The following is a 17,165-nucleotide window of genomic DNA, read 5'->3' as shown; positions in this document are numbered from 1 at the left end:
ACTCACACGGTGACCGTTCGGCCGGAACAGGCCCGTACGCGGGGACGCTCGGCGCGGGAGAACCCGGCTGCCGCACAGCCACTCACGCCCGCACGCCCAATTCGGCCGCGACGGTGTCGGCGATGTCGTCCACACTCTTGAACGGGCGCACCACGAGTTTGGCGATGGAACCGTCGGCGCGCACGAGCACCGAGATGGGCAGCACCGCGGGTGCGCCGATCGCCTTGCGCACCTCGATCTTCGGATCCTGCACGCCGGGCAGATGATTATCGAGGCCGATCAGCCGGGACAGCGCTTTGCCCGCGCCGGGATCACTGTGCACGGTGAGCACCGTGACCGCGCCGGCCGCCCGATCCGAGAACTGTTGCAGCAGCGGCAGTTCCTCCGCGCACGGTCCGCACCAGTAGGCCCACAGGTTGAGCAGCGCCGGTTTTCCGGCCAAAGCGGTGGTCAGCGCCATCGGCTTGCCATCCGCCAGGCATTCCAGGGTCAGGCCCGCCAGCGGAGAGCCCGCGTCGGCCGGTGCACCGGAGGGCACGGGGCAGGGCGCGAGTTTCGCGAAGGCTCGTTCCTCGTCGGTCACGCTCTTGCCCGCCGGAGCCGGGCCGCCGCCACCGTCCGGGCTCTCGGCCGCGCCGCCGCAGCCGGAAACGGCCAGCACCGCGCACACCGCCGCCACCGCCCACCCCCCGCGAACGCCGTTCCGGGAGAACACAGCTCTCACAGGCCCACCAGTTCGAGCAGATGTTCGGTCTCGGGACCCTTGACCAGCGCGGCGGCCGTGGCGGGATCGGTCGGGCCGGTCCCGTACGACGGACAGTCCTTGGCCAGCACGCAGGCGCCGCACGCGGGCTTGCGGGCGTGGCACACACGGCGGCCGTGGAAGATCACCCGGTGCGAGAGCATCGTCCAGTCCCTGCGCTCGATGAGCGCGCCGACGATGTGCTCGACCTTCACCGGATCCTCTTCCGCGGTCCAGCCCCAGCGCCGCACCAGCCGGCCGAAGTGGGTGTCGACGGTGATGCCGGGCACGCCGAAGGCATTGCCGAGGATGACGTTGGCCGTCTTGCGGCCGATGCCGGGCAGCTCCACGAGCTGCGCCAGCGTGTGCGGGAGTTCGCCGTCGTAGCGCTCGATGAGCGCCTGGCCCAGGCCGATCAACGAGGAGGTCTTGTTCCGGTAGAAACCGGTGGGCCGGATGAACTCCTCGAGCTCGGTCCGGTTCGCCTCGGCGTAGTCGCGGGCGCTGCGATACTTGGCGAAAAGGGCGGGTGTGGTCAGATTCACGCGCACATCGGTGCATTGGGCCGACAGGATCGTGGCCACCGCGAGCTCCAGCGGAGTGGTGAAGTCCAGCTCACAGTGGGCGTCCGGGAAAGCCAGGGCCAGTGTCCGGTTCATCCGGCGAGCCCGCCGCACGAGTCCGGTGTGCGTTTCCTTCGCGCGGGACTTCGCCTTGCCGCCGGCGGGTGTGAGCGCACCGCGCGCCGTTTTCGCCGGAACCGCCGCGTCGCTGGTAGGGACGGCGGACGGGCCGGAATCGGCCCCGGGAGCGGCCGCGCTGGATGGTGAGACACGCACGCGTCCACCTTACGGAACCACCCGGACGCATCAACCGGGCTGCGCACTCCCCGTGTTCCATCTGAGACCTTCGGCGTGTTTACTCACCCCTATGCAAGGACTCGCCGTGGTGCTGTTTCCGATAGCGCTCATGCTGTTCGCGTTGGTGATGGAACGGGTCGAGAACCGGCTTCGCAAGCTCCTCGAGCCCGATCCCGAGGTCCAGCAGTACCTGGATCGAGCCACGAATGCCGAGGTCAACGACCTCACCAAACTGGGTCTGCCGGCAGCGGCCGCGCGCCCGCGCCGGGCTCGCCCGGCAGCCAAGGGCCTCGACGTGGCCCAGGCCAGCTGAGCCGATTTCCGTCGATTTTCCCGGCGCTCCCCCGCCCGGCCCGCGGGGTGTCCGGTGCGATCCGACAGCACGTATTCTGATCTTCCTCACACCGCGCCGACGGCGTGTCGCTAGATTGAACCTCGCGTGTCGGAAAACCGTCTTTGCGTGTCCGGTAAACGGGCGCCGCGTGTCGGAGAATGAGCGCGCTGCGTGGTGTCTATCACTACCCGGACATATTGCAAAGTAGACTGCACTGTCGGCCGACTCGCTTCGGTCGAGGACAGAGCCATTTCCCATAAGGAGCACATTCGTGGACGAGGCCCTCGCCAGAGCAGGCATCTTCCAAGGCGTCGAGCCCACCGCGGTGGCGGCTCTCGCCAAACAACTTCAGCCAGTGGACTTCCCGCGCGGTCACGTGATCTTCAACGAGGGCGAGCCCGGTGACCGGCTCTACATCATCACCTCCGGCAAGGTGAAGATCGGCCGTCGGTCCCCCGACGGTCGTGAGAACCTGCTGACCATCATGGGCCCGTCGGACATGTTCGGTGAGCTGTCGATCTTCGATCCGGGCCCGCGCACCTCGACGGCCACCACCGTCACCGAGGTCCGCGCGGTCACCATGGACCGGGACGCGCTCAAGGCGTGGATCGACCAGCGCCCGGAGATCGCCGAGCAGCTGCTGCGGGTCCTCGCCCGCCGTCTGCGCCGCACCAACAACAACCTGGCCGACCTCATCTTCACCGATGTGCCCGGTCGTGTTGCCAAGGCGCTGCTGCAGCTCGCCCAGCGGTTCGGCACCCAGGAAGCGGGCGCGCTGCGCGTGACCCACGACCTGACCCAGGAAGAGATCGCCCAGCTGGTCGGCGCCTCGCGCGAAACCGTGAACAAGGCCCTGGCCGACTTCGCGCATCGCGGCTGGCTGCGGCTCGAGGGCAAGAGCGTGCTGATCTCCGACTCGGAGCGCCTGGCCCGCCGCGCGCGGTAGCTACAACTCGCACAACGTCTCTGGACCGGTCGCCATCAGAGCTGGCGACCGGTCCAGACATGTTTGCGCACCGGTTGCGACCGCGGCGATCGATCCGCCTCGACCCCCGAGGTGGGCAGCCGGGCCGAGATGCACGGCCCGGATCAGGCGACGGCCGATCCGGTTTCGGCGGCATACCGCCGCGTGGGTGGATCAGCCGTGGGCGCGGATGTAGGCGAGTTGAGCTTTCACCGAGCTACGGGCCGCGGGCCACAGCCGCTTGTCCACGTCCGCGTAGACCTTGGCGACGATGCGCAGCGATCCGGCGTCCGGGCCGAGTTCGGCGAGCGCGGCCCGCACCTGGTTCAGGCGCTCCTCGCGATGCTTCATGTAGTAGTCGATGACCGGCAGCGCGTCCGCGTGGTCCGGGCCGTGCGCGGGCAGCAGCACGCGGCCGGGGGCGGCCTCGGCCAGGCGGCGCAGGGACTCCAGGTAATCGGCCAGGGCGTCGTCGCGGGATTCGAGCACGGTCGTGCCCGAACCGAGGACGGTGTCGCCGGTGATCAGGGCGGCGTCGGCGTCGTCCGGGCCGTCGACGAGGAAGCTCAGCGAGTCCTCGGTGTGGCCGGGGGTGGCCAGCACGGTGATGCGCAGGCCGGCGGCCTCGATCACCTCGCCGTCGGACAGGTTCGTGCCCGCGCCGCGCAGGAACTTGGAAGCCTTGGCGCGCACCGGACTTCCGGTGGCCTCGACCAGGTGATCGATGCCGCCGGTGTGATCGGCGTGCTCGTGCGTGATGAGGATCAGCGCGACGTCGCCGCCGGTCTCGCGCACGATCGCGGCGGTGTGCTCGCGGTCCTTGGGCCCCGGGTCCACCACCACCCAGCCGGTGTGGCCGGGTGCGCGCAGGAGCCAGGTATTGGTGCCCTGCAACGTCATTCCGCTGGGATTGTCGGCCAGCACGACGGCGGCGGACGGGGTCACTTGCCGCAGTTGCTCATACGCGGGGTGAGTGAGGGTCATACCTTGGTCCTAACGCGGGCGAGGCTGCGTGTCCATGCTTTGTCTCACTGCGCTTCTATTGTGCGCCAATCGGATTGGCGGGTGGCGCACGCCACGGGTGACGTGCGCCGGGTGAAACGTCAGCGAACCTCGGCGATCAGTTCGACTTCCACCGGGGTGTTCTTGGGGAGCTCGGAGACGCCGACGGCCGAGCGCGCGTGCACGCCCGCGGGGCCGAAGACCGCGCCGAGGAAGTCCGAGGAGCCGTTGATGACGACCGGCTGATCGGTGTAACCCGGTGCGGAGTTCACGAATCCGACGACCTTGACGATCCGCACCACGTTGTCGAGGCCGACCAGCGCGTGCACCGCGGCCAGGGCGTTGAGGGCGCACAGCCGCGCGGCCTCGGCGGCCTGCTCGGTGCTCACCTCGGCGCCGACCTTGCCGGTGATCGAGAGCTGCCCGTCCACGAACGGCAGCTGACCCGAGGTGTAGACCAGGTTGCCGGTGCGGATGGCCGGAATGTACGAGGCCACCGGCGCGGCCACCGCGGGGATGGCGAACCCGAGCTTGTCGAGGTTCGCCGCCCACTCGGTCGCGGGGGCGCTCACTTCTTGGGGCGCTTCAGGTAGGCGACGTGCTGCTCACCGGTCGGCCCGGGCAGGACGGAGACGAGCTCCCAGCCGTCGGAGCCCCACTGGTCCAGGATCGCCTTGGTGGCATGCGTCAACAGCGGCACGGTCGCGTATTCCCAAGCGGTCAACTCACTCATGAGGTGAGGTTAGCCCCGGCCGGGCCGGTCGGATTCCCCGGGACCTCCGGACTGCGCTGCGCCATCGGGAAATCCAATTTTCCAACGTGGTGTATCAGACAGTTGGCGTCACCTATGGGCAGGAACGAGGAACGGGTTATAGGCTCGCGAGCGTGGGAGTACCGATAGCAGTGCCCGTTTCGGTTGAGCCGGGGGTCGAAGCAGGTTGGCCGGAGCGGGCGGACAAGGCCCGCCTGCACTACGTGTCCGGAAAGGGGGGAACCGGGAAGTCCACCGTCGCGGCCGCATTGGCGCTGGCACTCGCGGCGGGGGGCCGCCGCGTGCTGCTGGTCGAGGTCGAGGGCAGACAGTCCATCGCCCAGCTCTTCGACCTGCCGCCCTTGCCGCCCACCGAGACTCGCATCGCGGCCGCCGACGGCGGCGGCGAGGTACTCGCCCTGGCACTGGACGTGGAACACGCCTTCCTGGAATACCTGGACATGTTCTACAACCTGGGCTTCGCCGGCCGGGCCATGCGCCGGGTGGGCGCGATCGAGTTCGTCACCACGATCGCACCGGGCCTGCGCGACGTCATCCTCACCGGCAAGATCAAGGAGTGCGCCGTCCGCGCCGACAAGGCGGGTAAACCGGTGTATGACGAAATAGTCATCGACGCCCCGCCCACGGGCCGTATCGCGAGCTTCCTGGACGTCACCCAGGCCATGGCGGAGATCGCCGGCGGCGGGCCGATCCAGACCCAGGCGGACGGGGTCTCCAAGCTCCTGCACTCGCCCCAGACCATGATCCACCTGGTGACCCTGCTCGAGGCGCTGCCGGTGCAGGAGACCGCCGACGCGGTCGCCGAGCTCACCGCCAACGACCTCAACATCGGCACCGTCATCGTGAACCGCGCCAGCGAGGGACTGCTCCCGCGCGAGCTGCGCGCCAAGGCCGCCGAGGGCCAGCTCGACACCGACGCACTGCGCGCCGGGCTCACCGAGGCCGGAATCACGCTGTCCGATGCCGATTTCCAGGGCCTGGTCGAGGAGACCGTCGAGCACTCCGCGCGACTGCAGGCGCAGGACGAGAACGCCGCCGATCTCGCGCGGGTCGATGTTTCCCGGTTGTACCTGCCGTCGCTGGCCGACGGCATCGACCTGGGCGGGCTCTACGAGCTGGCCGAGCACTTGAGCGCACAGGGAGTCCGCTGACCATGATCGTTCCGGCTGCCACCGTCCCCCTGGACATCAACAAGGTCATCGCCGACCCGAACGCGCGCATCGTGGTGTGCTGCGGCTCCGGCGGCGTCGGCAAGACCACCACCGCCGCGGCCATCGCGCTGCGGGCCGCCGAGGCGGGTCGCAAGGTCGTGGTGCTGACCATCGACCCGGCGCGCCGGCTGGCGCAGTCGCTCGGGGTCAGCGACCTGGGCAACACGCCGCAGCAGGTCGAGCTGGCCGAGGGCGCGAAGGGCCAGCTGTTCGCCATGATGCTGAACATGCGCCGCACCTTCGACGAGATGGTGCTCGAGCACACCAGCCCGGACAAGGCGGAGCAGATCTTCGCCAATCCGATCTATCAGACCGTCGCGTCCTCCTTCGGTGGCACCCAGGAGTACATGGCGATGGAGAAGCTGGGACAGCTGGCGAGCAAGAAGGAGTGGGACCTGATCGTGGTCGACACTCCCCCGTCCCGCAACGCCCTGGACTTCCTGGACGCGCCCAAGCGCCTGGGTAACTTCCTCAACGGCAAGATGATCCGGGTCATCATGGCCCCGGGCCGCGGGGTCGGGAAGCTGGTCGCCGGCGCGATGAGCCTGGCGCTGCGCGGCGTCTCGACCATCGTCGGCGGGCAACTGCTCAAGGACGCCTCGGTGTTCCTGCAGTCGCTGGAGTCCATGTTCGGCGGGTTCCAGGATCGCGCGGACCGCACCTACGCCATGCTGTCGCGCCCGGGCACGCACTTCATCGTGGTCGCGGCGGCCGAGCCGGACGCGCTGCGCGAGGCGTCGTTCTTCGTGGACCGGCTCTCTACCGACAAGATGCCGCTGGCCGGGCTGGTGCTGAACCGCACCCACCCGGTGCTCAGCTCGCTCTCGGCGGAGCAGGCACAGGTCGCCGCCGATCGGCTGGCTCCGGCGGGGGAGGCCGAGGAGGACGCAGAGTCGCCCACCGCGCTGGCCGCCGCCGTCCTGCGCATCCACGCGCAGCGAGCGCTGACCGCCAAGCGCGAACAGCATCTGCTGCAACGGTTCACCGGCGCGCATCCGCGGGTGCCGATCGCGGCGGTGACCTCGCTCCCGTTCGAGGTCGCCGACGTCGAGGCGCTGCGCGCCGTCGCCGATCAACTGGCCGCCGCGGGTACCGCGACACGCCCGGCGTGACGGGCGTCGTGAAAAAGCGTCAACCGGTCTGGCAAACCGGGGGCTGAGTGCCCGAAGAGGCGTTTTTGCCCGTTCTTGTCCCGGAAACGGACCGAGCCCGCAATCGCGGGCTCGGTCCGTTCTGCTTTGGGGGATACGAGTTACATGGCGACTTTCTGCGTCCTCTGGACCCGGAAGAAGTCGGACCAGGAGGTCACCTCCGGGTGCTGCTTGAGCAGCGCCCGGCGCTGGCGTTCGGTCATGCCGCCCCACACGCCGAACTCGACTCGGTTGTCGAGGGCATCGGCGCCGCACTCCATCAGGACCGGGCAGTGCCGGCAGATGGTGGCCGCTTTGCGCTGCGCTGCACCGCGCACGAAGAGCTGGTCGGGATCCACTTCCTTGCATCGGGCCTGGGCAACCCAGGCAATACGTGCTTCGGCCTGCTCCACGTCCAGTCGAGCGATCGGGGTAGTCATATGCATTTGGTGTGCCCCTTTGCAGTCCGAACACCGGGTCACGGCGCTCCAGAATCGCGTGTGCAGCGCGCAGATACCCAACCCCACTGCGAACTGCACCACATTCCACTTTGAGTGTTAGCTCTATCACACTGGGTTCTCAATCTAGGTAATGAGGCGTGGCAAGCGCAAGACCGTCCCGAGATTTTCTGGTACGCCCGTCCACGCATTCGTCACCAAAAACCGGTCAGTCGGCACCTTTACGGCGAATGGACACCCGCCCCGGGCGGACGCCGGGCGACGGAAAGGGCAATTAGGCTAGGGCTCGTGCCGATCACACGAACGCTCGCGAGACTGGCCGGCAGCTGCACGCTGGCAGCCGTCCTCCTCGCCGGGTTGCTGTTCCCCCTCGCCGGCGGTTTCGGGTATATCTCCAACCGAGCCGCCGACGCCGTAGACAATGTCTCCGCCGAACTGGTGGAAGGCACGGTCCCGGCGGTGTCGACGATGGTCGATGTGAACGGCACGCCGTTCGCGTGGCTGTACGAGCAGCGCCGATTCGAGGTGCCCAGCGACCAGATCTCCAATGACATGAAGCTCGCGCTGGTCTCGGTGGAGGACAAGCGCTTCGCCGACCACGGCGGTGTGGACTGGCAGGGCACCTTCCGGGCCTTCCTGACCAACACCTCCGGCGGCGAGGTCCAGCAGGGCGGTTCCACCATCGACCAGCAGTACGTGAAGAACTACCTGCTGCTCGTGGTGGCCAAGACCGACGCCGAGCGCCGCGCCGCCATCGAGACCACCCCCGCCCGCAAGATCCGCGAAATCCGCATGGCGATGACGCTGGAGAAGGAGCTCACCAAGGACGAGATCCTCACCAGGTATCTGAACCTGGTGCCGTTCGGCAACTCCTCCTACGGGATCCAGGACGCCGCGCAGACCTACTTCGGCATCGATGCCAAGAACCTCGACATCGTGCAGTCGGCGATGCTCGCGGGCATGGTGCAGTCCAGCTCCAAGCTGAACCCGTACACCAACCCCAAGGGCGTGCTCGAGCGCCGGAACACCGTGCTGGACACCCTGATCCAGAACGTCCCGAATCAGGCCGAGAAGTTCCGTGCGGCCAAGTCCGAGCCGCTGGGCGTGCTGCCCGAGCCCAAGGGCCTGCCGCGCGGCTGCATCGCGGCGCAGGATCGCGGGTTCTTCTGCGATTACGCGCTGCAGTACCTGGCCAACGCCGGCATCACCCGGGATCAGATCGACAAGGGCGGCTACCTGATCCGCACCACGCTGGACCCCGACGTCCAGAACTCGGCCAAGGCCGCGGTGGTGCAGAACGCCGATCCGAACCTCGGCGACATCGCCCAGGTCATGAACATCGTGAGCCCCGGCCAGGATTCGCATCCGCTGCTCGCCATGGTCTCCAGCCGCACCTACGGCCTGGACGGCAACGCCAATCAGACCGTGCAGCCGCAGCCGTATTCGCTGGTCGGCGACGGCGCGGGCTCGATCTTCAAGCTCTTCACCACGGCCGCGGCCATGGAGAAGGGCCTGGGCATCAACGCCCAGCTGGACGTGCCCGGCCGCTTCGAGGCCCAGGGCATGGGCAACGGCGGCGCGAAGGGCTGTCCGGCCGCGACCTACTGCGTCGAGAACGCGGGCAAGTACAAGTCGCCGATGTCGGTGACCGAGGCGCTCGCGACCTCCCCGAACACCGCGTTCGTCAAGCTGATTCGCGATGTGGGCGTGGCCCCGACCGTCGATATGGCGGTGCGCCTGGGCATGCGGTCCTACACCCAGCCCGGCACCTCGGGCCACGGCAACCAGAGCCTGGCGGACATGATCAAGGACCAGAATCTGGGCTCGTTCACCCTGGGCCCGGTCGCGATCAATCCGCTGGAGCTGTCGAACGTGGCGGCGACCATCGCCTCCGGCGGCAAGTGGTGCCCGCCCACCCCGATCCGCGAGGTGGTGGATCGCAGCGGCAAGAACGTTCCGCTCACCCAGCAGGCGTGCGAGCAGGTCGTGGAGCCGGGTCTGGCCAACACCCTGGCCAACGCCATGAGCAAGGACGACATCAGCGGCACGGCGGCGGGCGCGGCCCGGGCCGTGAACTGGAACGCGCCGCTCTCGGCCAAGACGGGTACCACCGAGAGCCACCGGTCCTCGGCGTTCCTGGCGTTCACCAACTCGCTGGCCGGTTCGGCCTACATCTACGGCGACAGCCCGACCCCGGGCGAGATCTGCTCGTTCCCGCTGCGGAACTGCGGCAGCGGCGACCTGTTCGGCGGTAACGAGCCGGCTCGATCGTGGCTGGCCGCGGTCCGGGACGTGCTCGGGAAGTTCCCGCCGCCGGGGCTGCCGCCGCTGGACGACAAATACGTGCGCGGCTCGAACAACGCGCAGATTCCGGACGTCATCGGCCTGCAGCAGGGCGAGGCGAACGCGAAGCTGATCGCGGCGGGCTTCCAGGTGTCGGTGGCCTCGGCGCCCGGCGCGGGTAAGGGCACCGTGGTGAGCATGTCGCCGGACGGGTCGGCGATCCCGGGTTCGGTGATCACCATCTACGTCAGCGACGGCACCATGCGGCCGGCGCCGCAACCGGATCAGCCGGCGCCCTCGGTGCCCGGGTTGCCCGGAATAACCATTCCGCGGTTGCCGCCGATCCCGATTCCGATCCCGATTCCGCGCTGACCGGAGACCGCGCCCGGCACACCGGCGCGGACACCGGTTCCCGAGATGACACGAGGCCCCTCGCCACTGGCGAGGGGCCTCGGTCGTTCGCGGCCTTCAGGCGCGGGTGTTCGAGCTCACAGCCGGTCTTTCACGGCCTTGGAGACGCGGGTGCCGTCGGCGCGGCCCGCGGCCAGCGCGGTGGCGATCTTCATGACCTGGCCCATCTGGCGCATGCCCGGGCGCTCGCCGTTCTCCTCGGCAACCTGCGCGATGGCGGTGTCGGCGATGTCGGCGACCTCGGCCTCGGTGAGCTGGGTCGGCAGGTACTCGTCGATGACGGCCTCTTCGGCGCGCTCGTTGGCGGCGAGTTCACCACGCCCGGCCTGCTCGTAGACGACGGCGGCTTCGTTGCGCTTCTTGGCCTCCTTGGCCAGCACCGCGAGCACCTCGGTATCGGAGAGTTCCCGCGCCTGCGAACCCGCGACCTCGGCGGTCTGGATGGCGGCCAGCAGCATGCGCACGGTGTTCAGGCGCAGCGCGTCCTTGGCCTTCATCGCGGTGGTGAGATCGGCCCGCAGCTTGGATTTGAGTTCCGACATGGCCGCCACGGTACCGCTGAACACCCGCGACGCTGTACGCATTTTCTGCGGGTCGCCTATTCTGGGCGAATGCCCGTCATCTCGACCGCCACCCTCCGCCGTACCGCCCTGGGCGCCGCGGGGACTGCCGTCGCCGGAATCGGTTACGCGACGCTCATCGAGCGCAACGCTTTCACCCTGCGCGAAGCGACGCTGCCGGTGCTGGAGCCGGGCAAGCCGTCGCTGCGGGTGCTGCACATCTCCGACCTGCACATGATGCCCGGCCAGAAGTTGAAACAGGCCTGGCTGCGCGAACTGGACCGGCTGGAGCCGGATCTGGTGGTGAACACCGGCGACAATCTCTCGCACATGAAGTCGGTGCCCGCGGTGGTGCAGGCGCTGGGCGGGCTGCTGGGCCGGCCGGGATTGTTCGTGTTCGGGTCCAACGACTATTTCGCGCCGGTGCCCAAGAACCCGCTGAAGTACTTCAAGAAGGACCACAAGCGGGTCATGGGTGATCCGCTGCCCTGGCAGGACATGCGGGCGGCGTTCACCGAGCGGGGCTGGCTGGATCTGACGCACGTGCGCCGCGACATCGAGGTGTCCGGGGTGCGGATCTCGACGGCGGGCGTGGACGATCCGCATTTGCGGCGTGATCGCTACGACACGGTGGCCGGGGCGCCGAATCCGCTCGCGGACTTGAGCATCGGGCTCACCCACTCCCCCGAGCCGCGCGTGCTGGATCGCTTCGCGGCCGACGGGTACGACCTGGTCATGGCCGGGCACACGCACGGCGGCCAGCTGGTGCTGCCGGGCTTCGGCGCGCTGGTGACCAATTGCGGGATCGACCGGGCGCGGGTCAAGGGGCCGTCGAAGTGGGGCGCCCATATGCGCCTGCACGTCTCTGCCGGGCTCGGCACCTCGCCGTGGGCGCCGTACCGCTTCTGCTGCCGTCCGGAGGCGACCCTGGTGACCCTGGTCGGCGCTCCGCCCAAGAAGCCGGTCTCGGAATCGGGCCGCGGGCGTACCGCGCCGGAGGCTGTCGCGCGATAGGCGTTTACAGCGATATACAACGCGGTATGTAGTCGAGGACGGGGACAAAACCGTGACCAGTGGTAATGACCGCAATGATGATCCGGCCGCCGGCGGGCCGGATCCGAACTGGTGGCAGGGTACGCCCGCGGCGGATTCGCCGTGGCAGCAGAATCCGCCATCGGGGAGCAATCCCGCTGCGCAGCAGGCTGATCCGACCTGGGTGGCGCAGCCGACCACGCCGTTCCCGGGTGGGCAGCAGTACGGGCCGGGGCCCGATCCGTATCAGCAGCAGCCGTATTCGGGGCAGCAGCCGTATCAGTCCGCGCCGGCGCAACCGGCCTACGGGGCGGGGTACGGGCAGCAGCCCGCGTACGGGCAGCCGGGGTACGGGCAGCAGCCGCCGCAGCAGCCGTACGGCGCGCCTCCCGGTGGCGGCGGCGGCAACAAGGGCTGGTTGTTCGCGGGCATCGGCGTGCTGGTGGTGGCGATCATCGGCGCGGTGGTGACCGTGGTGCTGGTGAACGGGAGCTCGGACGAGCCGTCGGCGCAGTCGAAGACGACGCCCTCGCTGATCAGCGCGCTCACCACCGAGAATTCGCCGTCGGCCAAGCCGACCGCGCCCAAGTCCAGCACCACCAAGGCGGGTGCGCCGACAGCGGTGATCCCCGGCTACCAGGTGGTGTCGATTCCGGATAACGGTGCGGCGTACGACATTCCGAAGAGCTGGGCGGTCGATCGGTCGGCGCAGTCCACGATCGGCGAGGGCGCCGATCAGATTCCGATCGCGGGGCTGGCGCAGGACGGCGTCGACTACTGCCCGGATTACGTGCGCACCAACATCTTTCTGAGTCAGTCGGTGGAAACCGATCCGGGCAAGGCCGCGGCGGACATCGGCACGAAGCTGAGCCGGATCGGCTGGCCGACCACCACGGGCGCGACTCCCGGTGCGGCCGAGGCGTTTTCCTCGTCCGGCGGTGAGCTGTCCGGGATCTACCAGGAGTTCAAGGGCAGCGCGCCGGTGCAGACCGCGGGCTGCGCCTCCACGTTCACCGTCTACACCTTCGCCTTCCCGGGTGAGGAGGGCGCGTTCGTGTTCACCATCGCGGCCGACACCGGGGTGGCGGGCTCGGTGGATACGGCGACGGCGAAGAAACTGCTCGCCTCGATCCGCCCGATCTAGCGGGCAGGGCCGGGCGGGAATCGTCCGGAAGGGGGTCCGTGATGACCGGTGACGAACGAGACCGGAGTGATCCGGATCGGACCGACGTGCAGGCGGATTGGTGGCAGGGGCCGCCGGCGCCGGGTTCGCGGTGGGAGTCGCCGCATACGGTGCCGCCCGCGCGCGGTGCGGAACCGCCACCACCGCCGCCGGGTCCGCCCGGGCCGGGTCCGGGGCCCGCGCGCCGGGCCGAGCCGACCACGCAGCAGCCGTTCGTGCCGCCGCCGGATACCGGGCCGCCGCGGACGTATACGGCGGGGCGGCCGAGTCCCGGTGTGGCGGGGCCGCCCAATCCCATCGCGGCGGGGAAGCTCGATCCCGTCACCCCGGGTCGGCCCAATCCTGTTCGTACGGGGCCGCATTCGCACGCGAGTCCGCCTCCGGGATACACCACCGGTGCGCGCGTCGGCACGGGACCGTATGCCACCGGGCCGAATTCGGTGCCGCCCTATCGGAATCCGCAGCCGCCCTACGGGTCCGGGCGGACCCCCGGCAACGCGCGCGTGTGGCTCTTCGCCGGGCTCGGAGCGCTCGTGGTGGCGCTGGTCGCGGTGACCGCCGTCGGGGTCGTCACTCGCGATTCGGGCGGGCAGCAGGGGCTGGGCACGACGACCACGAGCACCTCGGCCGGAACCACGACGGCGACGAGCACCACGCCCGCCCCGGTCATCGCCGGGTACCAGACGGTGGTGCCGAACGATCTGCGGGCGGCCTGGGATGTGCCGAAGGACTGGACCGTGGACACGAGCCACTCGAGTATGAATTCGGCCACCGATTCGGTGCCGGTCGCCGGGCTGGCCTACGAGGGGGTCGGCTACTGCACCGACAACGTCCGCACCCAGATGTTCCTGACCCAGACGAAGATCGCGGACACCGCCGCGGCGGCCGCGGACATCGCCACCCGGATGGCCCGGATCGGCTGGACGACAAACACTTCCATCGTTCCCGGCACGGCCGAGCCGTTCGATTCGTCCTCGCACGCGCTGCACGGGGTCTACCTCGAGACGACCGGGACGTTCACCGCCGCCGACGCGAGCTGCGCCAAGACCTTCGCCGTGCACACTTTCGCGGTCTCCGGCGGCAGCGCCGGCGCCCTGGTCCTGGCGATCGGCGCCGACACCGGCGTGGACCGCTCGGTAACCCGCGACTTCGCCCGCCGCCTACTCGCCACCCTCCGCCTGTTTTAACCCTCTGACCACCCGATTTAGCATCAACCCCACCCATCGGTTAAGCTACTGCAGGTTCGCCTCACGGGGTGTGGCGCAGCTTGGTAGCGCGCTTCGTTCGGGACGAAGAGGTCGCAGGTTCAAATCCTGTCACCCCGACGTGTTGGTTGAGACACAAGAAAGGCCCTGACCATTGGTCAGGGCCTTTCTGCTTGTCCGGGGACTCCACCGGTGCGAGCCCTTTCCGATCACGAGACCCGGATCACAGGCGCGGGCCGTCACGTTCCGGCCTGCCCGGACGTCTAGTTTCCGTCATCGACACGGCGATCCGAGGATGTGCGGCATGAGAGTTCTGCTGGCGGGAGCTACCGGTGCGATCGGGCGGCCGTTGACCCGGGCGCTGGTGGCGGGTGGGCACGAAGTGCTGGCGCTGGCGCGGAGTGAGCAGACCGCCGGTGCCGCAGCGGTTCTGGGCGCGCGAGCGGTGCGGGCCGACGCCATGGACCGGGACGGGTTGTTGCGAGCCCTGGCCGGGGTGCGGGCGGACGCGGTCATCCACGAGCTCACCGCGCTCACCAAGCCCAAGCGCATCCTGGACGCGAACGATCCGAGCACCCTGCTGCGCACGGTCGGCACCGCGAACCTGCTGGAGGCGGCCGAAGTCGTTGGCGCGCAACGGTTCCTCACCCAGTCGATGGCGCTGGGCTACGGGTACACCGATCACGGCGACCGTCTCCTGACCGAGCAGGACGAGTTCGCGATCGCGCACGGCAACGCCGCGGACCCCGTCATCGAAGGGCTGCGCTCCACCGAACACCAGACCTTCGCCGCTCCCCACGTGGCCGGGATTGCCCTGCGCTATGGCCTCTTCTACGGTCCCGGCACCTGGTTCGACCCGGCCCCCGGCAGTCGCCCCACCCCGGTCCCCTGGCGCGGCGGCGGAACCGTCTCCTGGATCCACGTGCACGACGCCGCGGCGGCCACCGTCGCCGCCCTCGAGCACGGCTCCCCCGGCCACGCCTACAACGTCGTCGACGACACCCCCGCCACCTGGCTGGAGGTGGCGGCCGCGGCCCGCCCCGCCGCCCACCCGGTCCGGATCCCCGCTCCCTGGCTCCGCCGGATGGTCCCCTACTTCGGCCCCCTGATGCTCGACACGACCCTCCGCGCCGACAACACGAAGTCCCGGATCGCCCTGGCCTGGACCCCCACCTACCCGAGCTACCGCGAGGGCATGGCGGCCGCCATCCTCACCTGACACCGGAGTGGCGGGAAGGCCTGGCTCGAACTCACGGGCCTTTGCCGGCAGCCCATGGACCCGCGCCATGTCCGGCCTGGCGGAAATGACACGAACACGGCCGTGCCGGAACCTGCCTGCCGGACCCACGCGGGTCAGCCGATGTGCCGCTCGATGCGGTTGATTCGGGAGGTTGTGGCCTCCGGGGTGTTCATCCCGCGCCGGGTTCGGTTCTGCAGCCTCCAGGTGAGGGCTTCCGCCAGCGGGGTGTCGGGGGACTTGCGCCAGCGTTTGGTGAACCACATCGACTTCTTCGTGGTCAGGGACAGTTCTGCCCCGGACGCGATTTCGGAGTTCGGCGGGCCGATCGCCTTCGACAGTTGCTGGGTGGCGTGGTGGCGGTCGGAGCGGTTCGGGACACGTTTGTTGCGGGGGATGTTCTTTCGGGAGCTCTTGTCGTTCTCGCCGTAGGTGTTGCGGCGGTCGCGGGCGTAGGAGAGGGCCTTCTTCTCCTGGGGGCTCTTGCGCGACATCGGGATCCGGCTTCGGTCTGGTGCGGCCGGCACGGTCGGCCGGAAGTTCGGAGGGCGTGGAGGCGGGGATCGAACCCGCGACCTTCACACTGCGAATGAGATCTCTACCGACTGAGCTACTCCACGCCCCGGGGGAACCGTAGCGGGAGGAATGGGGCGGGGCCACCGAATTCCGGTGGTGCGCGGGGAGGTCAGACGGCGGGGTGGAGGCGGGTTGTGCCGTGGCGGTGGGCGTGGGTGGTGAGGAGGGTTGCCAGGGCGCGTTCCGTGGCGGGGGTGGCGGGGGTCAGGACGTAGAGGCGGGTGTCGGACGTGCCGGGGATCAGGAGGGTGTCGTAGGTGAGGGCGAGGGTGCCTTCGGTGGGGTGGTGGATGCGTTTCGTGCCGTGGGAGCGGTCCTGGACGGTGTGGTCGTTCCACCAGGTGGCGAAATCGGTGCTGGCTGTTCGGAGTTCGCCGATCACCTCGTGCAGGCGCGGGTCGTCGGGGTGGCGGGCCTGGTGCAGGCGGAGGTTGCCGACCGTTTCGCGGGCCACGCGATCCCAGTCGAGTTGGGCGGTTCGGGTGGCGGGGTCCAGGAACAGGAGGTGGGCCGTGTTGACGCCGGGGGCGAAGGAATCGCCGAAAAGGGCCGCGGCGGCGGCATTTCGGGCCAGGACGTCGCAACGATAGTCCATGGCGTAGGCCGGGAGCAGGGGCATGCCGTCGAGGATCGCCTGGACGGACCGGCTCAGGGCGGCGGAGGCGGGGCGCGGGGGCGGCTGGGCGCCGCGGGCGATCAGGTGCAGGTGGGCTCGCTCCGCCTCGGACAGGCTCAAGGCCGCGGCCACCGCGTCCAGGACCGCCGCGCCGGGGGTGACCGCGCGGCCCTGTTCCAGGCGGATGTACCAGTCGATGCTCACCGCGGCTAGTTCGGCGACCTCCTGGCGGCGCAGGCCGGGGGTGCGGCGGCGGCCGGTGACGGGGAGGCCCGCGTCGGCGGGGGACAGTCGTTCGCGCATCGCCCGCAGGAACGCGCCGAGTTCGGCGCCCGAATTCACTCTCTCCACCACCCCATACTGGCCGATCGCCCGCGACCACCTCGGACCGGCCGCCGGACCGGACAGCCCGGCGCCGACGCCGCCGCACCGGGGACTGCCCGCCGCCGGCATCTCCTCCCCCGCACCCGCGCAGATCTGCCCCGTGAAGGTGGCATCCCCGATACCAGGATGCGCACAGCCTTCCCGACTATCCCGGAATACGAGACGTTGATCCCGGCAAATGAAACACCGACATCCGGAGGATCGC

Annotated in this window: 18 protein-coding genes and 2 tRNA genes; 10 read left to right on the top strand and 10 right to left on the bottom strand. The window is 69.4% G+C overall.

The features are described 5' to 3' along the window. Positions 1-82: 82 nt before the first annotated feature. Positions 83-661 (bottom strand): TlpA family protein disulfide reductase, encoded by a 579-nt coding sequence (locus ACFVBH_RS34730; RefSeq protein WP_379008278.1) that lies wholly within the window; start codon positions 659-661, stop codon positions 83-85. A gap of 59 nt (positions 662-720) precedes the next feature. Continuing rightward, a complete protein-coding gene (gene nth / locus ACFVBH_RS34725) occupies positions 721-1,419 on the bottom strand; it encodes an endonuclease III (RefSeq protein WP_379008746.1) in 699 nt (232 codons plus the stop codon). 253 nt (positions 1,420-1,672) lie between these two features. Between nth and ACFVBH_RS34720 the strand changes: the two genes are divergently transcribed. Together ACFVBH_RS34720 and ACFVBH_RS34715 are read left to right on the top strand one after the other, a co-directional pair. Next, positions 1,673-1,915, top strand: coding sequence for a hypothetical protein (locus ACFVBH_RS34720; protein ID WP_354988369.1), 243 nt, complete (start codon positions 1,673-1,675; stop codon positions 1,913-1,915). Between the two features lie 292 nt (positions 1,916-2,207). Then, a complete protein-coding gene (locus ACFVBH_RS34715; RefSeq protein ID WP_019044571.1) occupies positions 2,208-2,882 on the top strand; it encodes a Crp/Fnr family transcriptional regulator in 675 nt (224 codons plus the stop codon). Between the two features lie 192 nt (positions 2,883-3,074). Here ACFVBH_RS34715 and ACFVBH_RS34710 read toward each other — a convergent pair whose 3' ends face one another. The 3 genes from ACFVBH_RS34710 to ACFVBH_RS34700 form a co-directional block, all read right to left on the bottom strand. After that, positions 3,075-3,884 (bottom strand): MBL fold metallo-hydrolase, encoded by an 810-nt coding sequence (locus tag ACFVBH_RS34710; RefSeq protein WP_379008275.1) that lies wholly within the window; start codon positions 3,882-3,884, stop codon positions 3,075-3,077. Between the two features lie 119 nt (positions 3,885-4,003). Beyond that, the gene (locus ACFVBH_RS34705) at positions 4,004-4,474 is read right to left on the bottom strand and encodes a RidA family protein (protein ID WP_354988371.1); all 471 of its coding nucleotides are present in this window, start codon (positions 4,472-4,474) and stop codon (positions 4,004-4,006) included. Continuing rightward, positions 4,471-4,635 carry a hypothetical protein gene (locus tag ACFVBH_RS34700; protein WP_354988372.1) on the bottom strand — a complete coding sequence of 55 codons (165 nt, stop codon included), beginning with the start codon at positions 4,633-4,635 and terminating at the stop codon, positions 4,471-4,473. The genes ACFVBH_RS34705 and ACFVBH_RS34700 overlap by 4 nt, the downstream gene beginning before the upstream one ends. Positions 4,636-4,805: 170 nt before the next feature. Here ACFVBH_RS34700 and ACFVBH_RS34695 point away from each other — a divergent pair, with 170 nt between their 5' ends. Together ACFVBH_RS34695 and ACFVBH_RS34690 are read left to right on the top strand one after the other, a co-directional pair. Then, complete coding sequence (locus ACFVBH_RS34695; protein WP_379008271.1) at positions 4,806-5,825, top strand: ArsA family ATPase; 1,020 nt, start codon at positions 4,806-4,808, stop codon at positions 5,823-5,825. 2 nt (positions 5,826-5,827) lie between these two features. Further along, positions 5,828-6,997, top strand: a complete 1,170-nt coding sequence (locus ACFVBH_RS34690; RefSeq protein WP_379008269.1) for an ArsA family ATPase — start codon at positions 5,828-5,830, stop codon at positions 6,995-6,997. A gap of 140 nt (positions 6,998-7,137) precedes the next feature. Here the strand turns inward: ACFVBH_RS34690 and ACFVBH_RS34685 are convergent, their stop codons facing one another. Next, positions 7,138-7,461, bottom strand: coding sequence for a WhiB family transcriptional regulator (locus ACFVBH_RS34685; protein WP_354988375.1), 324 nt, complete (start codon positions 7,459-7,461; stop codon positions 7,138-7,140). Between the two features lie 300 nt (positions 7,462-7,761). Between ACFVBH_RS34685 and ACFVBH_RS34680 the strand changes: the two genes are divergently transcribed. Continuing rightward, positions 7,762-10,128: a penicillin-binding protein gene (locus ACFVBH_RS34680; RefSeq protein WP_354988376.1), complete on the top strand. Its 2,367-nt coding sequence runs from the start codon at positions 7,762-7,764 to the stop codon at positions 10,126-10,128. 116 nt (positions 10,129-10,244) lie between these two features. On the opposite strand, the gene ACFVBH_RS34675 is transcribed toward ACFVBH_RS34680, so the two are convergent. Then, positions 10,245-10,709 carry a GatB/YqeY domain-containing protein gene (locus ACFVBH_RS34675; RefSeq protein WP_354988377.1) on the bottom strand — a complete coding sequence of 155 codons (465 nt, stop codon included), beginning with the start codon at positions 10,707-10,709 and terminating at the stop codon, positions 10,245-10,247. 69 nt (positions 10,710-10,778) lie between these two features. Between ACFVBH_RS34675 and ACFVBH_RS34670 the strand changes: the two genes are divergently transcribed. From ACFVBH_RS34670 to ACFVBH_RS34650, 5 genes are all read left to right on the top strand, one after another. After that, positions 10,779-11,741, top strand: a complete 963-nt coding sequence (locus tag ACFVBH_RS34670; protein WP_354988378.1) for a metallophosphoesterase — start codon at positions 10,779-10,781, stop codon at positions 11,739-11,741. A 52-nt stretch (positions 11,742-11,793) separates the two neighbouring features. Beyond that, positions 11,794-12,903: a hypothetical protein gene (locus tag ACFVBH_RS34665; RefSeq protein WP_379008263.1), complete on the top strand. Its 1,110-nt coding sequence runs from the start codon at positions 11,794-11,796 to the stop codon at positions 12,901-12,903. A gap of 479 nt (positions 12,904-13,382) precedes the next feature. Beyond that, positions 13,383-14,129 carry a hypothetical protein gene (locus ACFVBH_RS34660; RefSeq protein WP_379008260.1) on the top strand — a complete coding sequence of 249 codons (747 nt, stop codon included), beginning with the start codon at positions 13,383-13,385 and terminating at the stop codon, positions 14,127-14,129. Positions 14,130-14,193: 64 nt separating this feature from the next. Beyond that, positions 14,194-14,267, top strand: a tRNA-Pro gene (locus tag ACFVBH_RS34655). A 184-nt stretch (positions 14,268-14,451) separates the two neighbouring features. Further along, positions 14,452-15,366: an NAD-dependent epimerase/dehydratase family protein gene (locus ACFVBH_RS34650; protein WP_379008257.1), complete on the top strand. Its 915-nt coding sequence runs from the start codon at positions 14,452-14,454 to the stop codon at positions 15,364-15,366. A 134-nt stretch (positions 15,367-15,500) separates the two neighbouring features. On the opposite strand, the gene ACFVBH_RS34645 is transcribed toward ACFVBH_RS34650, so the two are convergent. From ACFVBH_RS34645 to ACFVBH_RS34635, 3 genes are all read right to left on the bottom strand, one after another. Then, a complete protein-coding gene (locus tag ACFVBH_RS34645; RefSeq protein WP_379008255.1) occupies positions 15,501-15,878 on the bottom strand; it encodes a hypothetical protein in 378 nt (125 codons plus the stop codon). A gap of 54 nt (positions 15,879-15,932) precedes the next feature. After that, positions 15,933-16,004 (bottom strand) — tRNA-Ala (locus tag ACFVBH_RS34640). Positions 16,005-16,069: 65 nt separating this feature from the next. Next, positions 16,070-16,927 carry a helix-turn-helix transcriptional regulator gene (locus ACFVBH_RS34635; RefSeq protein WP_379008252.1) on the bottom strand — a complete coding sequence of 286 codons (858 nt, stop codon included), beginning with the start codon at positions 16,925-16,927 and terminating at the stop codon, positions 16,070-16,072. Positions 16,928-17,165: the final 238 nt, after the last annotated feature.

It is taken from the genome of Nocardia sp. NPDC057668, assembly GCF_042799795.1.
Taxonomy (GTDB): Bacteria; Actinomycetota; Actinomycetes; order Mycobacteriales; family Mycobacteriaceae; genus Nocardia.
Note: the sequence above shows the minus strand (reverse complement) of the source record. Positions and strands in the feature narration are given on the sequence as shown.